Source organism: Anoxybacillus sp. MB8 (genome assembly GCF_011006755.1).
GTDB classification, from domain to species: Bacteria; Bacillota; Bacilli; order Bacillales; family Anoxybacillaceae; genus Anoxybacillus; species Anoxybacillus gonensis.
Genome location: NZ_RXXX01000036.1, coordinates 12572 through 29721, shown reverse-complemented (window position 1 = coordinate 29721; position 17150 = coordinate 12572). Strand labels below are relative to the sequence as shown.

Annotated in this window: 15 protein-coding genes, 12 tRNA genes and 1 rRNA gene; 4 read left to right on the top strand and 24 right to left on the bottom strand. The window is 42.3% G+C overall.

Annotated features, from left to right (window positions below; all coding sequences use genetic code 11):
- From EKC99_RS11880 to EKC99_RS11815, 14 genes are all read right to left on the bottom strand, one after another.
- Positions 1-322 (bottom strand): 16S ribosomal RNA (locus tag EKC99_RS11880); the annotation flags it as partial.
- A gap of 58 nt (positions 323-380) precedes the next feature.
- A tRNA-Gly gene (locus tag EKC99_RS11875) sits at positions 381-451 on the bottom strand.
- 16 nt (positions 452-467) lie between these two features.
- A tRNA-Pro gene (locus tag EKC99_RS11870) sits at positions 468-544 on the bottom strand.
- 20 nt (positions 545-564) lie between these two features.
- Positions 565-641, bottom strand: a tRNA-Arg gene (locus EKC99_RS11865).
- Positions 642-699: 58 nt separating this feature from the next.
- Positions 700-782 (bottom strand) — tRNA-Leu (locus EKC99_RS11860).
- Positions 783-803: 21 nt separating this feature from the next.
- A tRNA-Leu gene (locus tag EKC99_RS11855) sits at positions 804-887 on the bottom strand.
- Positions 888-892: 5 nt separating this feature from the next.
- Positions 893-968: transfer RNA gene (locus EKC99_RS11850), tRNA-Lys, on the bottom strand.
- Positions 969-1116: 148 nt separating this feature from the next.
- Positions 1117-1191 (bottom strand) — tRNA-Gln (locus EKC99_RS11845).
- A gap of 36 nt (positions 1192-1227) precedes the next feature.
- Positions 1228-1303, bottom strand: a tRNA-Asp gene (locus EKC99_RS11840).
- An 8-nt stretch (positions 1304-1311) separates the two neighbouring features.
- Positions 1312-1384 (bottom strand) — tRNA-Val (locus EKC99_RS11835).
- Positions 1385-1423: 39 nt separating this feature from the next.
- Positions 1424-1495: transfer RNA gene (locus EKC99_RS11830), tRNA-Glu, on the bottom strand.
- Positions 1496-1511: 16 nt separating this feature from the next.
- A tRNA-Ser gene (locus tag EKC99_RS11825) sits at positions 1512-1604 on the bottom strand.
- 2 nt (positions 1605-1606) lie between these two features.
- A tRNA-Asn gene (locus tag EKC99_RS11820) sits at positions 1607-1681 on the bottom strand.
- 128 nt (positions 1682-1809) lie between these two features.
- Positions 1810-2265, bottom strand: coding sequence for a SprT family protein (locus EKC99_RS11815; protein WP_055441977.1), 456 nt, complete (start codon positions 2263-2265; stop codon positions 1810-1812).
- A gap of 72 nt (positions 2266-2337) precedes the next feature.
- On the opposite strand from EKC99_RS11815, the gene cmpA reads away from it, so the two are divergent.
- The gene (gene cmpA / locus EKC99_RS11810; RefSeq protein WP_012573928.1) at positions 2338-2451 is read left to right on the top strand and encodes a cortex morphogenetic protein CmpA; all 114 of its coding nucleotides are present in this window, start codon (positions 2338-2340) and stop codon (positions 2449-2451) included.
- Here the strand turns inward: cmpA and EKC99_RS11805 are convergent.
- The 9 genes from EKC99_RS11805 to EKC99_RS11765 form a co-directional block, all read right to left on the bottom strand.
- Positions 2446-4611, bottom strand: coding sequence for a Tex family protein (locus EKC99_RS11805; RefSeq protein ID WP_240468863.1), 2166 nt, complete (start codon positions 4609-4611; stop codon positions 2446-2448). The genes cmpA and EKC99_RS11805 overlap by 6 nt on opposite strands.
- A 56-nt stretch (positions 4612-4667) precedes the next feature.
- Positions 4668-5018, bottom strand: coding sequence for a type II toxin-antitoxin system endoribonuclease NdoA (gene ndoA, locus EKC99_RS11800; RefSeq protein ID WP_003253417.1), 351 nt, complete (start codon positions 5016-5018; stop codon positions 4668-4670).
- Positions 5019-5022: 4 nt separating this feature from the next.
- Positions 5023-5304, bottom strand: a complete 282-nt coding sequence (locus EKC99_RS11795) for a CopG family ribbon-helix-helix protein (RefSeq protein WP_055441975.1) — start codon at positions 5302-5304, stop codon at positions 5023-5025.
- 152 nt (positions 5305-5456) lie between these two features.
- Positions 5457-6614 carry an alanine racemase gene (alr, locus tag EKC99_RS11790; protein WP_055441974.1) on the bottom strand — a complete coding sequence of 386 codons (1158 nt, stop codon included), beginning with the start codon at positions 6612-6614 and terminating at the stop codon, positions 5457-5459.
- A gap of 94 nt (positions 6615-6708) precedes the next feature.
- The gene (locus EKC99_RS11785) at positions 6709-7728 is read right to left on the bottom strand and encodes a LolA family protein (protein ID WP_055441973.1); all 1020 of its coding nucleotides are present in this window, start codon (positions 7726-7728) and stop codon (positions 6709-6711) included.
- 74 nt (positions 7729-7802) lie between these two features.
- A complete protein-coding gene (gene acpS / locus EKC99_RS11780; RefSeq protein WP_055441972.1) occupies positions 7803-8165 on the bottom strand; it encodes a holo-ACP synthase in 363 nt (120 codons plus the stop codon).
- A gap of 47 nt (positions 8166-8212) precedes the next feature.
- Positions 8213-9628: a degradosome RNA helicase CshA gene (gene cshA, locus EKC99_RS11775; RefSeq protein WP_055441971.1), complete on the bottom strand. Its 1416-nt coding sequence runs from the start codon at positions 9626-9628 to the stop codon at positions 8213-8215.
- 136 nt (positions 9629-9764) lie between these two features.
- Positions 9765-11141 carry a UDP-N-acetylmuramoyl-tripeptide--D-alanyl-D-alanine ligase gene (locus EKC99_RS11770; protein WP_055441970.1) on the bottom strand — a complete coding sequence of 459 codons (1377 nt, stop codon included), beginning with the start codon at positions 11139-11141 and terminating at the stop codon, positions 9765-9767.
- A 9-nt stretch (positions 11142-11150) separates the two neighbouring features.
- Entirely contained in the window at positions 11151-12194 is a 1044-nt protein-coding gene (locus EKC99_RS11765) for a D-alanine--D-alanine ligase (protein WP_055441969.1), read from the bottom strand.
- A gap of 152 nt (positions 12195-12346) precedes the next feature.
- Here EKC99_RS11765 and EKC99_RS11760 point away from each other — a divergent pair, with 152 nt between their 5' ends.
- From EKC99_RS11760 to EKC99_RS11750, 3 genes are read left to right on the top strand one after another with little or no spacing between them, the layout of a single operon-like run.
- Positions 12347-13423, top strand: a complete 1077-nt coding sequence (locus EKC99_RS11760) for a GerAB/ArcD/ProY family transporter (RefSeq protein ID WP_163152013.1) — start codon at positions 12347-12349, stop codon at positions 13421-13423.
- The gene (locus EKC99_RS11755) at positions 13420-14883 is read left to right on the top strand and encodes a spore germination protein (RefSeq protein WP_163152010.1); all 1464 of its coding nucleotides are present in this window, start codon (positions 13420-13422) and stop codon (positions 14881-14883) included. The genes EKC99_RS11760 and EKC99_RS11755 overlap by 4 nt, the downstream gene beginning before the upstream one ends.
- Entirely contained in the window at positions 14880-16007 is a 1128-nt protein-coding gene (locus tag EKC99_RS11750; RefSeq protein ID WP_055441966.1) for a Ger(x)C family spore germination protein, read from the top strand. The genes EKC99_RS11755 and EKC99_RS11750 overlap by 4 nt, the downstream gene beginning before the upstream one ends.
- A 16-nt stretch (positions 16008-16023) precedes the next feature.
- Here the strand turns inward: EKC99_RS11750 and EKC99_RS11745 are convergent, their stop codons facing one another.
- The gene (locus tag EKC99_RS11745) at positions 16024-17136 is read right to left on the bottom strand and encodes an MGDG synthase family glycosyltransferase (RefSeq protein ID WP_163152008.1); all 1113 of its coding nucleotides are present in this window, start codon (positions 17134-17136) and stop codon (positions 16024-16026) included.
- Between the last annotated feature and the right edge of the window lie 14 nt (positions 17137-17150).

Genomic DNA, 17150 nt, shown 5'->3' with positions numbered 1-17150 from the left:
GTGGCCGATCACCCTCTCAGGTCGGCTACGCATCGTCGCCTTGGTGAGCCGTTACCTCACCAACTAGCTAATGCGCCGCGGGCCCATCCTGCAGCGACAGCTTGCGCCGTCTTTCAACGAAACGTCATGCGACATTCCGTGTTATCCGGTATTAGCACCGATTTCTCGGTGTTATCCCCGTCTACAGGGCAGGTTGCCCACGTGTTACTCACCCGTCCGCCGCTAACCAAATAGAAGCAAGCTTCTATTTGATCCGCTCGACTTGCATGTATTAGGCACGCCGCCAGCGTTCGTCCTGAGCCAGGATCAAACTCTCCATAGAAAAGTTATCCTTAGCTTTCGTACGCTTTTCGCTTCGTTCAGTTTTCAAGGAACATCAAAGCGGGTGATGGGAATCGAACCCACGACATCAGCTTGGAAGGCTGAGGTTTTACCACTAAACTACACCCGCATTATGAGTAGTGAGATGGTCGGGAAGACAGGATTCGAACCTGCGACCCCATGGTCCCAAACCATGTGCTCTACCAAGCTGAGCTACTTCCCGTCCTCATTATAATATAAACATGGCGCGCCCGAGAGGATTCGAACCCCTAACCTTCTGATCCGTAGTCAGATGCTCTATCCAATTGAGCTACGGGCGCATTTTTAACGACCTTTTCAATATATCATGTTTCATTAATTAAAGTCAAGCTTTTTAGATGCGGCCGAGAGGACTTGAACCTCCACGGGGTCGCCCCCACTAGGCCCTCAACCTAGCGCGTCTGCCATTCCGCCACGACCGCATATCTTAAAAAACCGCCGACTGGTGCGGGTGGAGGGACTTGAACCCCCACGCCAAAGGCGCCAGATCCTAAGTCTGGTGCGTCTGCCAATTCCGCCACACCCGCATACATGGTGAGCCATGGAGGACTCGAACCTCCGACCCTCTGATTAAAAGTCAGATGCTCTACCTACTGAGCTAATGGCTCGTTTCAAAAAGGGTTTTCAAATAATATTTTTGACGTCCCGCTCTCAGTATGGTTAATCAAGTAGTAGCTCGAGCGGTACGCTGTTGCCTTTTCAAAGAAGCTAAATCGATCGTGCTCTACCTACTGAGCTAATGGCTCGTCACATTAATGGCTGGGCTAGCTGGATTCGAACCAGCGCATCACGGAGTCAAAGTCCGTTGCCTTACCGCTTGGCTATAGCCCATTAAACGATGATCACAACTGAATATTTTTTATTAAATGGCGGTCCCGACGGGGATCGAACCCGCGATCTCCTGCGTGACAGGCAGGCATGTTAACCACTACACCACGGGACCAAAAAGAGTGGAGGATGACGGGATCGAACCGCCGACCCCTTGCTTGTAAGGCAAGTGCTCTCCCAGCTGAGCTAATCCTCCGAAATAAAATGGAGTGGACAAAATGAGCACTCCAAAAGATGACCCGTACGGGATTCGAACCCGTGTTACCGCCGTGAAAGGGCGGTGTCTTAACCACTTGACCAACGGGCCATGTTTATTATTTTCGTGGCGGAGAAGGCGGGATTTGAACCCGCGCGCCGTAAAAGAACGACCTAACGGTTTAGCAAACCGTCCCCTTCAGCCACTTGGGTACTTCTCCAATGGCTCCGCAGGTAGGATTCGAACCTACGACCGCTCGGTTAACAGCCGAGTGCTCTACCACTGAGCTACTGCGGAATAACTAAATCATTAGGACTGTTTATATTATATTTACTCTTTTTTGATCTGTCAACTGTCTTTTTTTATTTTGTTTCTTCGTCGAATAACGACGGCTTTTATAATTTAGCATATAGAGATTTGGCTTGTCAACACTCTATTTTTATTTTTTTCAATTTCCCACGACAAAAGCCACATACATATCGATTTGTATGTATTGCTTTTCTTCGCACATACATGTAGCGGCATGATGTACATTCATAATAATACGTTTTCCCTTTCTTCGGCAATACAATAGGTTTACAAAAGCGTGGCGCTTGCACTTTTTTCAATAGTTCCCGAAAGTCACGATCGCGATGACGATATCCTTTTCCTTCAAGATGCAAATGGTAATGGCATAATTCATGTTTGATGACTTGAACAAATTCTTCTTCCCCGTATTGTTCGTAATATTTCCGATTTAGTTCAATATGATGCGTAGAAAGAATGTATCGTCCACCGGTCGTTCTTAAACGATCGTTAAATATCGCTCGATGGCGAAATGGCTTATGAAATACATGTAACGATATGCGCTCAACAAGCGCTTGTAACTCGCGCTCATTCATTTTATTTCCGTCCTTTCACCATTGGGCTCTTTTGCTCATAACATAATAAAAAACAATTTGAAGGTGATCATCATGCCGATGTGGTTAAAAAATCAAATGCGACGTGCATATTATGAGAAAAACCGCGCTCAAATTAAACTTCTCAATCAATGTTGGTTTTTTTATCGGAAAACACACTGCTCATGACAGTGTGTTTTCCGATGTTGGTGGAATCATTGTTAAAGCGATGCGTTCTTTTTGCAAATCGACCGAATCGACCCATACTTTAACAATATCGCCTACTGATACGACATCAAGTGGATGTTTCACATATCGATTGCTTAATTTCGAAATATGAACAAGCCCATCCTGCTTCACACCAATATCTATGAATACGCCGAAATCAACAACGTTTCGTACCGTTCCCTCTAATTCCATACCTTTTTTCAAGTCTTCCATTTTTAACACATGTTTCTTTAAAATCGGTTTTGGCAAATCATCTCGAGGATCGCGCTCTGGACGCTTCAGCGCATCGATAATATCTTGAAGTGTCAGTATTCCGATATTCAGTTCTTGTGCTACTTCTTCGATGCTGATCGCTTCAAGCGCACTTCGCAACTGCTCGCTTCCAATCGCTTCTGTTGAAAAGCCAAGTCGATGCAACAATTGATGCACTTCTTCATATCGCTCGGGATGAATCGGCGTGCGATCTAACGGCTCATCTCCGTCTAAAATACGCAAAAAACCGATACATTGTTCATACGTTTTAGCCCCGAGGCGCGGTATACATTTTAATTGCATGCGATTAGTAAACTTCCCATGCTCTTCGCGATATTTGACTATATTTTCAGCCACAGTCTTCGTTAGACCAGATACATATTGCAATAACGTTGGGGAAGCGGTATTGACGTTTACACCCACTTGGTTCACGACTGTTTCAACAACAAACTGCAACGACTGTTCTAGCTTTTTTTGTGACACATCATGTTGATATTGGCCGACCCCAACAGACTTTGGATCAATTTTTACTAATTCGGCAAGTGGATCTTGCACGCGTCGGGCAATCGAGACAGCGCTTCTCTCTTCGACTTGCAAATGCGGAAACTCTTTGCGTGCTAAATCTGATGCAGAATATACACTCGCCCCCGCTTCATTGACAATCAAATAAAACACGTTTCCTTCCCACTCTGCAATTGTATCAGCGATAAACTGCTCCGTTTCTCGCGATGCCGTTCCGTTGCCGATGGCAATCAACTCCACTCGGTATGTATGAAGTAATTGCTTTAATTTTTCTTTTGATTTTTCCACCTCATTTTTCGGCGGATGTGGGTAAATGACATCAATATGAAGTACCTTTCCGGTTTCATCGACGACAGCTAACTTACATCCTGTACGATACGCTGGATCTACCCCTAAAACAACTTTCCCTTTTAATGGTGGTTGCAACAATAAATTGCGCAAGTTTTCAGCGAAAATGTGAATGGCCCGTTCTTCTGCGTGTTCTGTCAGCTCATTTCGCACATCTCGTTCAATAGATGGGGCAATTAAACGTTTATATGCATCTTCAATCGCTTCAGCTACAATGTCAACCGCCGATGATTGCTCATTTGTTATGACTTTTTTACGAATGTACTCAATCATTCGGCTTCCGTCTACGTCAATGACAATGCGTAAAATTCCTTCTTTTTCACCCCGATTCATCGCTAAAACACGATGAGCAGGTGCTTTGGCGATCGGTTCCTGATGATCGTAATACATTTCAAATACACGTTTTTCGTCTTTTTCTATCTCTTTTCCAACAGAAACAATTGTGCCTGTTTGCCACGTTTGCTGACGAATCCATTGACGAAGCGCAGCGTCATCCGACACTTTTTCAGCAATAATATCTTTTGCACCTTGAATCACTTCTTCGATCGTATGTACTTCTTTTTGTGAATCAATAAACAGTTGTGCGCGTTCTATAATGGGTTCGCTCGGGAAGGTCAACAACCATTTCGCAAAAGGTTCGAGCCCTTTTTCTTTGGCAATTGTTGCCTTTGTTCGGCGTTTTTGTTTATATGGACGATATAAATCTTCCACTTCTTGTAATTTCATTGCTCTCGTAATCGCTTCTTTCAGTTCGTCCGTTAATTTCCCTTGCTCATCGATTAAACGAATGACTTCTTCTTTTCGTTTCGCTAAGTTTTGTAAGTAATGCCATTCATCTAAAATCGTGCGAATTTGCACTTCATCGAGCGCGCCGGTCATTTCTTTTCGGTACCGTGCAATAAACGGAATCGTATTTCCTTCCTCATGAAGTTGAATGACATGCTGAACATGCACGAATGGAATGTTTAATCTCTCAGCTAGCTGTTTTAGTAGCTCCAAACAAAATTCCTCCTCTAAACAAAAATAGCTACACAATGTAGCTATTTTTCGACATATTAAAAATCAATAAGACCGAGACTAATTTGCAACGCTTCATCTACTTTATCCATCATCTCGTCATCTAGATGGGTAATCTTATCTGTCAGACGTTGTTTATCAATCGTCCGAATTTGTTCAAGCAAAATGACAGAGTCCCGTTCAAATCCGTAGCGCTTTGCGTCGATTTCAACATGTGTAGGCAACTTCGCTTTTTGGATTTGCGCAGTAATGGCAGCAACAATGACGGTTGGACTGAAACGGTTCCCAATGTCATTTTGAATAACAAGCACAGGGCGCACGCCCCCTTGCTCTGATCCAACTACTGGAGAAAGATCGGCAAAATACACGTCACCACGTTTGACAATCAAAAGATTACCCCCCGCTAACTAAGCGTTCAACGGTGTGGTCAGCTTCATATTCCGCAAGAAAAGCTTCCGACGCAAGCGACAAATTAATTTTCGCCATCTCCATATACCCACGTCTCATCGCTTCTCGAATTTGACGTTTTTTCCGCTCACGAATGTACATCTTCATCGCTTGATAAATAAGTTCATTTCGGTTGCCATTTTCTTGCTTCACAATGCCATCTAATTCGCTCACTAACGCCTGCGGTAACCGAATAACAATTTCTGTTGTTGCGCTGGATTCAGACACAAACACACACCTCCACCTAAACTACAACCACATAGTCGCTCCCAATTTACATCATACCATTTCATCTTCATGATGCAAAGTCATTTCCAGCATCATTCGTCCATTTTTTGTAGAAATTTTTCGAAAACGATCGTTCTCGTTGCACCCATCTACTATAATACCGCATTTCTCACTTCAATTATACTCTTGTTTTTCAAAAAAATACGGGGGACACGATAACTAATTGTACAAGGAATTTCATAATTAATTGTATTTACATGCGCTGCAACATCATCAATGGAAATACGATCTCCTTGTTGTTCACCAATAAGCGTTACTTTTGTACCAATTGGAAGTTCGTAAGGTAAACGAATCATCATTTGATCCATACAAATCCTCCCAACAATCGGAGCTCGTTTTCCATCAACAAGGACAGAAAAGTGCTGCATGCGACGCAACCAACCGTCTGCATAGCCAATCGGAACCGTACCAATCCATTCATCCGCCTCTGCAGCATATGTCGCCCCGTAACTGATTTTTTCTCCTGCCTTCACCTTTTTTACGTGCGTTAAACGGCTATGGAGCGAGAACGCTTCTTTTAATGGATACGGCAAGAATGGTTTCATCTCTTGTGACGGTGTCAATCCATACATAGAAATACCGAAACGAACTGCATTAAATACACGATCAGGATAGCGTAATGCCGCTGCGCTATTGGCACAATGGATGAGCGGTGGCTTAATTGGCAACCACTCTAGCATGTGTAGAAACGTATCATATTGAAACGAAAAATAGTCTATATTTTGTTCATCTGCTGTCGCAAAATGTGTGTATACCCCTTCAAACACGAAACATGGATGCTGTTCGATGGTGTGTACCATTTGTTCCACTTCTTCTTTTGTTTTCGCTCCTAACCGTCCCATCCCCGTATCTAGCTTCATATGAACGTTCAACGGTTGTTCATATGGCGCATACATCACCGCTTGCTCTAACCAATCCACTCGAAAAATGGTTAAAGCAATATTTTGGCTAGCCGCTAATGGCGCATATGAAGGGTTTGTTGCCCCAAGTACGATAATCGGGACGGCTAAAGGGATCCCTTTTTTTCTTAGTGCGAGCGCTTCGTCTAAAAAGGCTACGGCTAAACGTGTTGCACCTGCTTCAAGCGCTGTTTTCGCTACTTGAATATCTCCATGTCCATAAGCGTTTGCTTTGACAACAGCAATGACATCGACTTGAGTGCCGACGTGTTGTTTCATTGATTGCACATTATAAAAAATTGCATCTAAATCAATTTCTGCCCATGTATCGCGATAAAATGCTCGATCCATCCTTCAAAGCCCCTTCAACAATATATTCAAGTTTGATTATTTCTTTTGTCCTTGCATCATGTCAACAAAAAAATAAAGACCCGCCACGCGAGTCTTACTTCATCACCTTGCCTTGCACCGAACGTGCAATCGCAACCATCTCATCTTCCGTTAAATCTTGTGAAGCAAGAATAAAATCAACACCTTTATACGTCCACGTCAATGTGCCGTTTGCCAGCGCTCCAACGGCAAATCCTAAATCAACAGGCTCACCCTTAACCGTTGTCGATACGTTTGCCGTCGGCACAGCATGGGCTTTTTCTTGTACAAGCGTAAACGATTTTTCCCCAGAAAATGTCATAACAATTCGTTTCCCGTTTGCTGTTGTAAATTCTTTTTCTTCGACAAGTTTCACACCGTCGAGTTCATATGTCGGATACATAACTGGCACTGCTTGTTGATTAGCTTCTTTTGTCACTTCTTGTTCATTTTCCAACTTCGCTCTCGTCATATTTTTACTTACATCAAAAGCGTTATCGTCAAACGCAGCATTCCATTCTACTTTTGAAAATTCCACAGTCAACATCGGTTGTGAGTCAATGTCCATGACGGTCACTTTCACTGGCGTTAAATCTTTTTTATTTAATGTGATCTCTTGCTTTGGTAGCATTTTCTTGTTTTCATAATTTGTTTTTGTCTGGAATACGTAATGGTTTTTTGTTGCTTTAAAATCTGCTTTCGAGTCGGCTAAAATGTCTTTTACGAGCGATTCATACAAATACACTTGACTTGCGTTTTGCGGCCAGTCGCTTTGAAAACGAAAACTTTTATTTAGTGCAGGCGTCAATACAAATACTCCTTCGTCGTTACGCAAAATCATTTGATGTTGATCACGCTGGGCATTTTTCAAGTTCACACGATAGTAATTTGGGGACTTATGCCAAATTTCGATTTCATACACTTGTGGCTCCGTCCCTGTCTGAAGCGTCATTTTTGCTTCGGCTTTGTACCCAGACATCGTTTGTACTTTCTCATCGAGCGCTTTTAACACATCTTGTTGCGACTTTTCTCCGCAAGCGGCCAGACTGCCTACAACGAAAAGAAGTAGGCACCAAAAAAGCCATGTTCGTCTCATTTTTTCAACCCCTTTACCTCATTTGGACTTCCTTCATAAGCCATCATATGAGGTCAAACGGGAGAATATGCAGACTAGCTTGACAAGCGTTCAATAATTACTTGGGCCACCGCATAATGTTCGCTATGTGAAATGGAAACATGTACACGTTCATCTGGAGAAGAAGAAACAATATACGGTTTGCCATTTTCGTCATTTTTTATTTCAATATCATGAAAAGAAACATGGGCACCAATCCCCGTCCCTAACGCTTTCGCGTACGCCTCTTTTGCGGCAAATCGACCCGCAACAAACTCAATTTGTCGTTTTGGAGAGCGCTCATAAAGGAGAGCGCACTCATTGTCTGTTAAAATACGTTCAATGAATTTCGGCTGTCGGTTTATTAGCTCTGCAATGCGATTTAATTCGACAATATCAATGCCAATACCGATAATCATCCATATCCCTCCAATAAAGAAAAAGAAGCTATCCGTTCAGACAGCTTCTATCGCTTTGTGCGCGTTTTCGATCCACGACCGCGCGTCTCGTTCCGACGTTGGCGCGTTTGTACTTGCCGCTTCTTCTCTTTTTTCATAATTGGCGGTTCTTCTGTCAACTGCACCGGCGTCATATCCGGTTCTTTTGTTAACATTTTAATACACGCGGCAACAAGCGAAACAGAGTCGTGTTCTTCCAACAATTCTTCTGCGGCGCGTTTATAAAACGATAAATTGTTGTTTTGAATCGTCTCAAGCAATTTTTCAATTGCTGCTCGTTGTTGGCCTTCAAGCGCCTCATCTAACGTTGGTGGTTTCATACGTTCCATTTTTCGTTTCGTCGTTTTTTCAATGTGGTGCAACTGTCCGATTTCACGTGGAGTAACAAGCGTAATCGCCATTCCTGTCTTACCAGCACGCCCTGTCCGACCGATGCGGTGAACATAACTTTCTGGGTCTTGTGGAATATCGAAATTGTACACGTGTGTGACACCAGAAATATCTAAACCGCGTGCAGCTACGTCTGTCGCCACTAAAATATCAATAGAACCTTCCTTAAACTTACGCAATACAGATAAACGCTTTGCTTGGCTTAAATCACCATGAATCCCCTCTGCCGTATAGCCACGCAAATTGAGCGCTTCTGCTAGCTCATCGACACGACGTTTCGTTCTTCCAAAAACAATCGCTAATTCAGGAGATTGAATATCTAATAAGCGCGTTAACGTATCAAACTTTTTCTTTTCTTGAATTTCAATGTAATATTGTTCAATGTTCGGAACGGTCATTTCTTTCGCCTTTACGCGAACGAGTTCTGGATTGTTCATAAATCGTTCAGCGATACGGCGAATCGGTTCAGGCATCGTTGCTGAGAAAAGAAGTGTTTGACGCTCTGTTGGCACATGGCTTAAAATTGCCTCAATGTCTTCAACAAAGCCCATGTTCAACATTTCATCCGCCTCATCTAATACGACCGTATGAACATTTTGTAGGCGGAGCGTGCGACGTTGAATGTGATCAAGCACGCGTCCCGGTGTACCGACAATAATGTGTGGATGTTTTTTTAATGCACGAATTTGACGTTCAATATCTTGTCCGCCATAGATTGGCAAAACACGTACACGCTTCGTTGAACCAATTTTATATAACTCTTCAGATACTTGAATGGCTAGTTCTCGCGTCGGCGCAACAACGATCGCTTGCACCGCATCGTTGTTCATATCGATTTTTTCAATAAGCGGGATACCGAACGCTGCCGTTTTTCCTGTTCCTGTTTGCGCTTGACCAATGACATCGCGATTTTGCAAACTAAGCGGAATCGTTGCCGCTTGAATTGGTGTTGCCTCTTCGAATCCCATTTTACTAACTGCTTTCATCAACTCTGGACTCAATCCAAATTCTTTAAATTTAACCAATGTTTTCATACTCCTTCTTCAAATAACTTACGAAAAAAGGCATTCCCGTATAGACGGAAGTGCCTTGTTGAAATTCATTCCGTAAACAGCTCTCGTTCATCATACCATTTTATGCATATGTTTTCAACAAATTGAACGCTTCTTTTTATTTATTTAACAAAGAAATGATTTCCTCTAGTCTCATCCCCCGAGATGCCTTTAGTAAAATGATGTCGCCTGCTTCTGCGATTTTTTGTAAATCTGTTGCTAACTCCACCTTATCGTGATAAGAACGAACATGCCCTTTGCTAAATCGCTTGCTCGCTTGCTCAGCAATTGCCTTTGCACGCTCACCGTATGTCAATACATAATCTATTTTTTGCGGATCGATCATCTCGCCAATTTGTTCATGAAAAGTAATTTCTTGTTCACCTAATTCAAGCATGTCGCCAACAATGGCTATTTTTTTACGATATCCAGTCAATTGTCCAAGCAATTCAAGCGCAGCGCGCATCGATGTCGGACTGGCGTTATATGCATCGTTAATAATTGTTACCCCGTCAGGACGCTTTATGACTTCTGTACGCATTTTTGTTACAGATAAACGTAAAAAACCTTCTTTCATATGAGCCACATCAACAGAAGCGAAACGTGCAACCGCAATAGCAGCAAGAGCATTCATCACATGGTGCCGACCGAGAAGCGGCATATGAAACGTTTCGTCTGACCAACGATTTACCGTAAACGCTGTTCCATCCGCTTGAACACGAATGTCTAGCGGATAATAATCGTTTGTTGGTTCCATCCCAAACGTTTGAATATGTGAAAGGGAAGATCGTTGCACGCGCGCTTGCAACAGTGGTTCGTCTCCGTGATAAATAAACAATCCATCACGTTGTAATCCTTTCACGATTTCAAACTTCGCTGTTGCAATCCCTTCGCGTGAACCGAGCTCTTGTAAATGCGATTCACCAATATTTGTAATGATCGCAACATCTGGTTCGGCAAGGGTAGAGAGCAACTCAATTTCTCCAAAACCGCTCATCCCCATTTCAACGACCGCATACTCTGTTTCTTCTTTTAAACGAAGCAATGTCAGAGGTACACCAATATGGTTGTTTAAGTTACCTTCTGTCTTTTGCACACGATACACTGTCCCAAGCAGTGATGCAATCATATCTTTCGTTGTCGTTTTTCCGTTGCTTCCAGTCACCCCGATGATACGTGTACGAAGTTGTTTTCGATACGCATGAGCCAGCTGTTGTAGTGCAACGAGTGAATCTTCAACAAAAATGAGCGGCACATCTGTCGGGGCGTTCGGCTCATGTTTGCTCCATAGCGCAGCGACTGCTCCTTTGTCAAACGCCTCCTTCACAAACTGATGGCCGTTGAACGTGGCTCCTTTTAGCGGAACATATAAATTTCCTCGCTCAATTGTGCGCGTATCTGTTGACACACCATGAATCATAACAGAAGCATATCGCTCATCAATCATACTTCCCGGAATCATCATTTGAACATCAGCTAGTGAACGTGTAAGCATATGATCACCTTAAAATACGTACGTAATGTTTTGTTTTTCTTCATATCGTTCGATCGCCAGTTGAATGAGACGTTCAATTAACTCTTCATACGATACACCTGTATGCTTCCATAGAAGCGGGAACATGCTAAATGGGGTAAAGCCAGGCATCGTGTTGACTTCGTTAATATACGCCTCTCCATTTGCTGTCAAGAAAAAGTCAGCACGGACTAATCCAACTAAATCGAGCACCTTAAAAGCGGTAAGTGCCATTTGTTTTATCGTTTCATATTCTTGATCCGTAATGTTTGCTGGGATGACTAACTCTGTATTTCCATCAACATATTTTGCTTCGTAATCATAAAATTCTTTTTTCGGCACAATTTCCCCAACAACCGAACAAATCGGCTCGTCGTTTCCGATCACGCCAATTTCCACTTCCCGACCAATAATCGCTTCCTCCACGATGACTTTTCGATCGTAACGAAACGCCTCTTGAAAAGCTATTTGCAATTGTTCACGGTTTTTACATTTACTTATTCCTACACTTGAACCTGCGTTAGCTGGCTTCACAAAACATGGATAACCAAGCTCACGTTCTACCGTTTCATATACGATTTCTTTATGCTTTTCCCACTCTTTTTTTAAGAAAAAAACATAACGCGCTTGTTTTAGCCCCGCTTGCGCAAACAATTGTTTCATCACAACTTTATCCATACCAACGGCCGATGCTAGCACACCGTTTCCGACATATGGTACGTTTAATAATTCTAACATTCCTTGTACCGTTCCGTCTTCTCCATTCGGTCCGTGTAAAAGAGGGAAAATAACATCAATGCCGTTTGCAATAGACGCGAGCGCTGGTAAACCTTGTTGAAAAGCGAGCTGGTTGACATCTTTCACTTCCCCTTCAATCGCCTCCCCACGCAACCATTCCCCATCTGTCGTAATGTAAATCGGAACAACTGTAAACTTTTCTTTATTTACCGCATTAATGACAGAGCGTGCCGTTTGTAACGATACTTTATGTTCAGGCGATTTGCCGCCGTATAATACGCCTAATGTGATTTTCATGTTCGTTCCTCCTCAACTGTTCATTCACTTCATTTATTGTAGCACAACTACTTTTTTATTTATATGGCGAAACGAGCCTAGATGGTGACAATGCATATCATTTCCCAACTTGGAAACGATAAAAAATACAAAGAGATAAAAGGTGTGTGCTTATGAATACAGTACAAATGTTATTCATCTTAATGTTATCAATTGGACTGATGAATCACGTTATCATCATTCCTGTGTTGCTTGAAATTGCCGGACGTGATGCATGGATTTCAACCATCATCGGACTTATATTGCTCGTCATATTTCTCCCTGTTATTTATTTCCCTATAAAACAATCGCAACAAACACATATCTTTCAATGGCTAAAAGAAAATATAGGGGCACCAATTGCTTATTTTATCGCTTCTGTCACATGTTTATATTTACTTATCATTAGCATTGTGACATTAAAAGATACGACAACGTTTACAACGACATCGTATTTAACAGGAACGCCAAACTGGGCGATCATCATTACTCTTTGTATTATTTGTTTTTATAACGCGTCAATCGGTTTGCCATCGATCGCTAAAACATCTGGCATTCTTTTACCTTTCGTCGTACTGTTCGGCATATTTGTCGCTTTAGCAACGACCCCTCATAAAAATTATGAGCTGTTAAAGCCGATGCTTGAGAACGGATGGGAACCGGTGTGGAAAGGAGTGATGTATGTCGCTGCTGGCTATGGAGAAATTGTTCTTTTACTATTTATGCAACAACAAATGAAAACGAACATTTCTTTTATGAAACTCGTTTTGTTTGGAGTTGTAGCTGCCAGCTTATCACTTGGACCGACAATCGGGGCTATCACGGAATTTGGACCGGCAGAAGCGAGCCATTTACGTTATCCGGCTTTTGAACAATGGCGAATGGTGAACTTAGGAACGTATTTAGAGCATTTTGATTTTTTATCGGTCTATCAATGGCTAGCGGGGGCGTTTATTCGTATTTCACTTGCGACAGCGCTCATTCCCGAGCTATTTGATATTACAAATAAAACATCACGACGATGGATTTTACTATTCGTATACACCGTTATTTTCTTTGCGGCGATGACGCCGATGAGCGATGATACGTTTTTTCATACGTTAAAAAAATGGCTGTTACCGATTTCGTTTTTCTTCATTTGTTTTCTTGCGACGTTATTGTTCGTCCTAGCATTAGCAATACGTATAAAAGAAAGGAGAGCATCCGCATGACCGCCGAAATCATCGTCGATGAACGAACGTTAAAAGAACATTTTGCACAATGTAAAGACGTCGTATTAATGCCCGCCACGATTTATTCAGAGGAACGAAAGCCGCTATCGCTTATTTTCATTTATTGTGAAGAATTATGTGACACAAAGTTACTGAAACAATTTGTTTTCCCAACCATTACGCGTATGGGACAACAATATCCGCTATATTCAGTCACAGACATTGAAAAATATAAACAAATGCCGCTTCATTTAATCGGCAAATCTGTTTCTGCCCAACAGCTCGATTTTATCGTTTTTAACGGAGATTTAGTCATTTATTTCGTGGAAGCGGGTGCAATGTATTCTATTTCTCTTGCCAATCCACCAAACCGAAACCCAGAAGAACCAAATACAGAAGTGTCGATTCGTGGACCGAAGGACGGTTTTATTGAAGAAGTGGCGAAAAACGTGGCGCTCGTACGAAAACGGTTAAAAACGAGCAGCTTACACGTTGAACAAGTATTAATCGGGAAACGAAGCCGAACGAAAGTCGATATTTTATATATTCAAGATATTATTAATCAAGAAACAGTAGTCGAATTAAAGCGACGCTTAAGTACCATTAACATTGACGCCTTAACCGGAACAAACCAATTAGAGGAATTGTTAAGCGAAAAATATGTTTCTTTATTTCCTGTTTTCGCTTACTCTGGTCGTCCTGATTTTGTTGTCAATGCGCTATTGAACGGACGATTTGCTGTCTTTATCGACGGATCACCGACCGCATTAATCGGCCCGACCAATTTAACATTTTTGTTAAATACATCGGAAGACAATAGCACATCATTTGTGTTCGTTACGTTTCAGCGAATCATTCGGCTCATTGGCGTCAGCGTCGCCGTTTTTTTACCGGGCCTTTGGGTCGCAATTATTACGTATCACCAAGACCAACTACCGTTTACGTTGTTGGCAACGATCGTTCTTTCACGACAAGGCGTACCGCTCCCTGCTCCACTCGAAGCATTTATTATGATTAGCTTATTTGAAATTTTTAAAGAAGCAGGGATGCGGCTCCCGATTGCGATTGGACAAACGTTATCGGTCGTTGGCGGATTAATTATTGGGCAAGCAGCAATAAACGCAGGGCTTGCCGCACCCGGTACTCTCGTCGTCATTGCAACATCTGTCATCGCCACATTTACACTTGTTAATCAATCGCTTGCTGGGACAGTGTCCATGTTACGTTTTATCGTCCTTGCCGCTTCAGCGATGCTTGGACTTTTCGGTTTTATTACATCCATGTTCTTTCTTCTCGTTTATACGGCAAATTTAACATCGTTTGGCGTTCCGTATTTAGCACCGCTTTCCCCAACGACAGGAGATATATGGAAAGTAGTGATTACGAGCGGATGGAAAAAATTTAAAATGCGTCCAAAAATGTTAAAGACGAGTGATAATACACCAGGTGACGAAGCATGACAAGGCTAATCATTTGTTGTTTTTGTTTATTTTTAGCGGGGTGTTGGGGGATGAAAGAAATTGATCATCTTGCGTATATTCATGCGATCGGTGTGGACTATAAAGACGGGCAGGTCGTCGCTTATGCTCAACTTATTAGTTTTACAGGACTTGCGAAAGTCGAAGCGGGCGGTGGAAGACAAAAATCAACGGTTACGATCGGAAAAGCAACAGGAGAGACGTTTAACGTGGCAACCGATCGGTTGTATCAAGCGATTCAACAAGGTGTATCATGGGGACATGTCAAAGGAATCGTCTTTACAGAACGGGCGCTCAAAAAAGGACTTGTCCGCGATGTGATCGATGTGCTTGATCGTTACAATGAAATTCGTCATACGATTTGGGCATTCGCCACGAAACAACCGATCGAACTCATTTTTGAAACAACACCGTTTTTAGACTATTCACCATATTTTTCGTTGCTCGCTAATCCGACAGATATTTACGAACAAAGTTCATTTATTCAACCAAAACGGCTCAATCAACTCGTTGCCGCTTCAAACGAAAAAGCGGCTCTTTTCCCTCTCCCTTCCCTTACAGTTGAGGAGAAAAGTTGGACGGAAAATAAAAAAAAGAAACCGATGTTAAAAATGAACGGTGTCTGTTTTTTACATCGCTACAACAAACAAGCATGTGTCCCACGCCATAAACTCGATGGTTTACGATGGGTGACGAAAGGCACGGGGCGAACACCGATTTACATTCAGCCAAATGGTAAAATGATCGGTACGCTCGTTGTACGTGAACCAAAGGCAAGCATATCGTACAAAATAAAAAATGGTCGCCCTTTGTTTACCGTTCATGTGCAAGCTACGGGAAGCATTATTGAACTGCGCGAGCACATGTCTGAGAAACAAATTATTGAATACGCCTCAAAAACGGTCGAAAAAGAGATAAAAAGCTTATTCGAGCTCGGTGTAAAAAAACAGATTGATACTTTGCAACTATCGAACGCCTTGTATCGTCAAAATGTGAAGATCTGGAAGAAATATACAACAAACGGATTAGTTCCACTGACAAAGGATACGCTAGGGCAAATCAACGTGAAGTTAAGCATTGACACATACGGAAAATCGAAGAAATAAAAGCGATGAGCCAGCCTCATCGCTTTTTTATCGCATATATATTCGCTTCGATCCACTCGCTAAGCACATCTTGTGCCGTTTTTTCACGTTCGAGTGAATAGCGCTCGATACGCTTTTCTAATTCGTTCATTTCCTCCTCATTCATTAATACACGCATCAATTGTTGGTCATACGGTTCATTGTCATGAAGAAGATAAATAAGTCCTTTTTTTCTTAAATAGTGCAAATTCATTTGTTCTTGACCTGGCAAATATGAAAGTGTGAAAGCAGGTAGCTTTTTCGCTAGCACTTCGCTCATTGTTACACCGCCTGGTTTTGTCACAACTGCATCGACTTCATCGTACAATTCATTCATTTTCGCTGGGTCGGAAATGTACCGATATGGACGAATGCGCGGATTGTTCCAACTTTTTAATTCATGATATAACGCTTCATTTTTGCCACATAGTACGTCATAGGTCAGTTGTGTATGGGTAGCATTCATTAAAAACTGTTTCATTTTCCCTAACCCTTGGTTGCCACCTGCTACTAAAATCCGTTTACTTGTTCGCCGTTTCATCTTTTCCGCAGGTACGATACGTTCATGAATAGGAATACCTGTGACAATAACGCGATGATGTTCGATGCGAAATGTGGTGCATATGGACTTTTTTGCTTCTTTATGGGGAACGAAGTGATAATCAATCGCTGTTTTTCCCCAAATACCACTTAAAAAGAAGTCGGTATATACGTTAACGACAGGAACGGTGACGATCCCTTTTTGTTTCAACCTTTGCAAAACGTGAGAAGGAAATGAATGCGTGCACACAACGAGATCGGGCTTTTTTTCTTGAAGGAGACGTTTCATCTTTTTTTCAAAATAAAGTAACCATGGCTCCATCGTCGGTTGTTCAAACTTTTTCATCCATCGTCGATACATCCATTCATACGAATGTGGTGATAGTGAAATCCAGCGGAGGTAAAAATCAGCTACTCTCTTTTCCATTTGTTCATTGCAATAACTAAGAAAATCAAGTTTTTCGCAAGAGACGTTGGGAAAACGATGGTATAATGAATAGATGAGTGCATCGGCCACTTGATGATGACCAGATGGCATTTGAAACAAAGGTAGTACGAGAATGTTCATCATTATGCGAACTCCCT

Bases quoted from the DNA above. Each gene is read 5' to 3' on its own strand.
- EKC99_RS11815 (WP_055441977.1), bottom strand. From the start codon at position 2,265: ATGAATGAGCGCGAGTTACAAGCGCTTGTTGAGCGCATATCGTTACAT.
- cmpA (WP_012573928.1), top strand. From the start codon at position 2,338: ATGCCGATGTGGTTAAAAAATCAAATGCGACGTGCATATTATGAGAAA.
- alr (WP_055441974.1), bottom strand. From the start codon at position 6,614: ATGGATCGAGCATTTTATCGCGATACATGGGCAGAAATTGATTTAGAT.
- EKC99_RS11785 (WP_055441973.1), bottom strand. From the start codon at position 7,728: ATGAGACGAACATGGCTTTTTTGGTGCCTACTTCTTTTCGTTGTAGGC.
- acpS (WP_055441972.1), bottom strand. From the start codon at position 8,165: ATGATTATCGGTATTGGCATTGATATTGTCGAATTAAATCGCATTGCA.
- cshA (WP_055441971.1), bottom strand. From the start codon at position 9,628: ATGAAAACATTGGTTAAATTTAAAGAATTTGGATTGAGTCCAGAGTTG.
- EKC99_RS11770 (WP_055441970.1), bottom strand. From the start codon at position 11,141: ATGCTTACACGTTCACTAGCTGATGTTCAAATGATGATTCCGGGAAGT.
- EKC99_RS11765 (WP_055441969.1), bottom strand. From the start codon at position 12,194: ATGAAAATCACATTAGGCGTATTATACGGCGGCAAATCGCCTGAACAT.
- EKC99_RS11760 (WP_163152013.1), top strand. From the start codon at position 12,347: ATGAATACAGTACAAATGTTATTCATCTTAATGTTATCAATTGGACTG.
- EKC99_RS11755 (WP_163152010.1), top strand. From the start codon at position 13,420: ATGACCGCCGAAATCATCGTCGATGAACGAACGTTAAAAGAACATTTT.
- EKC99_RS11750 (WP_055441966.1), top strand. From the start codon at position 14,880: ATGACAAGGCTAATCATTTGTTGTTTTTGTTTATTTTTAGCGGGGTGT.
- EKC99_RS11745 (WP_163152008.1), bottom strand. From the start codon at position 17,136: ATGATGAACATTCTCGTACTACCTTTGTTTCAAATGCCATCTGGTCAT.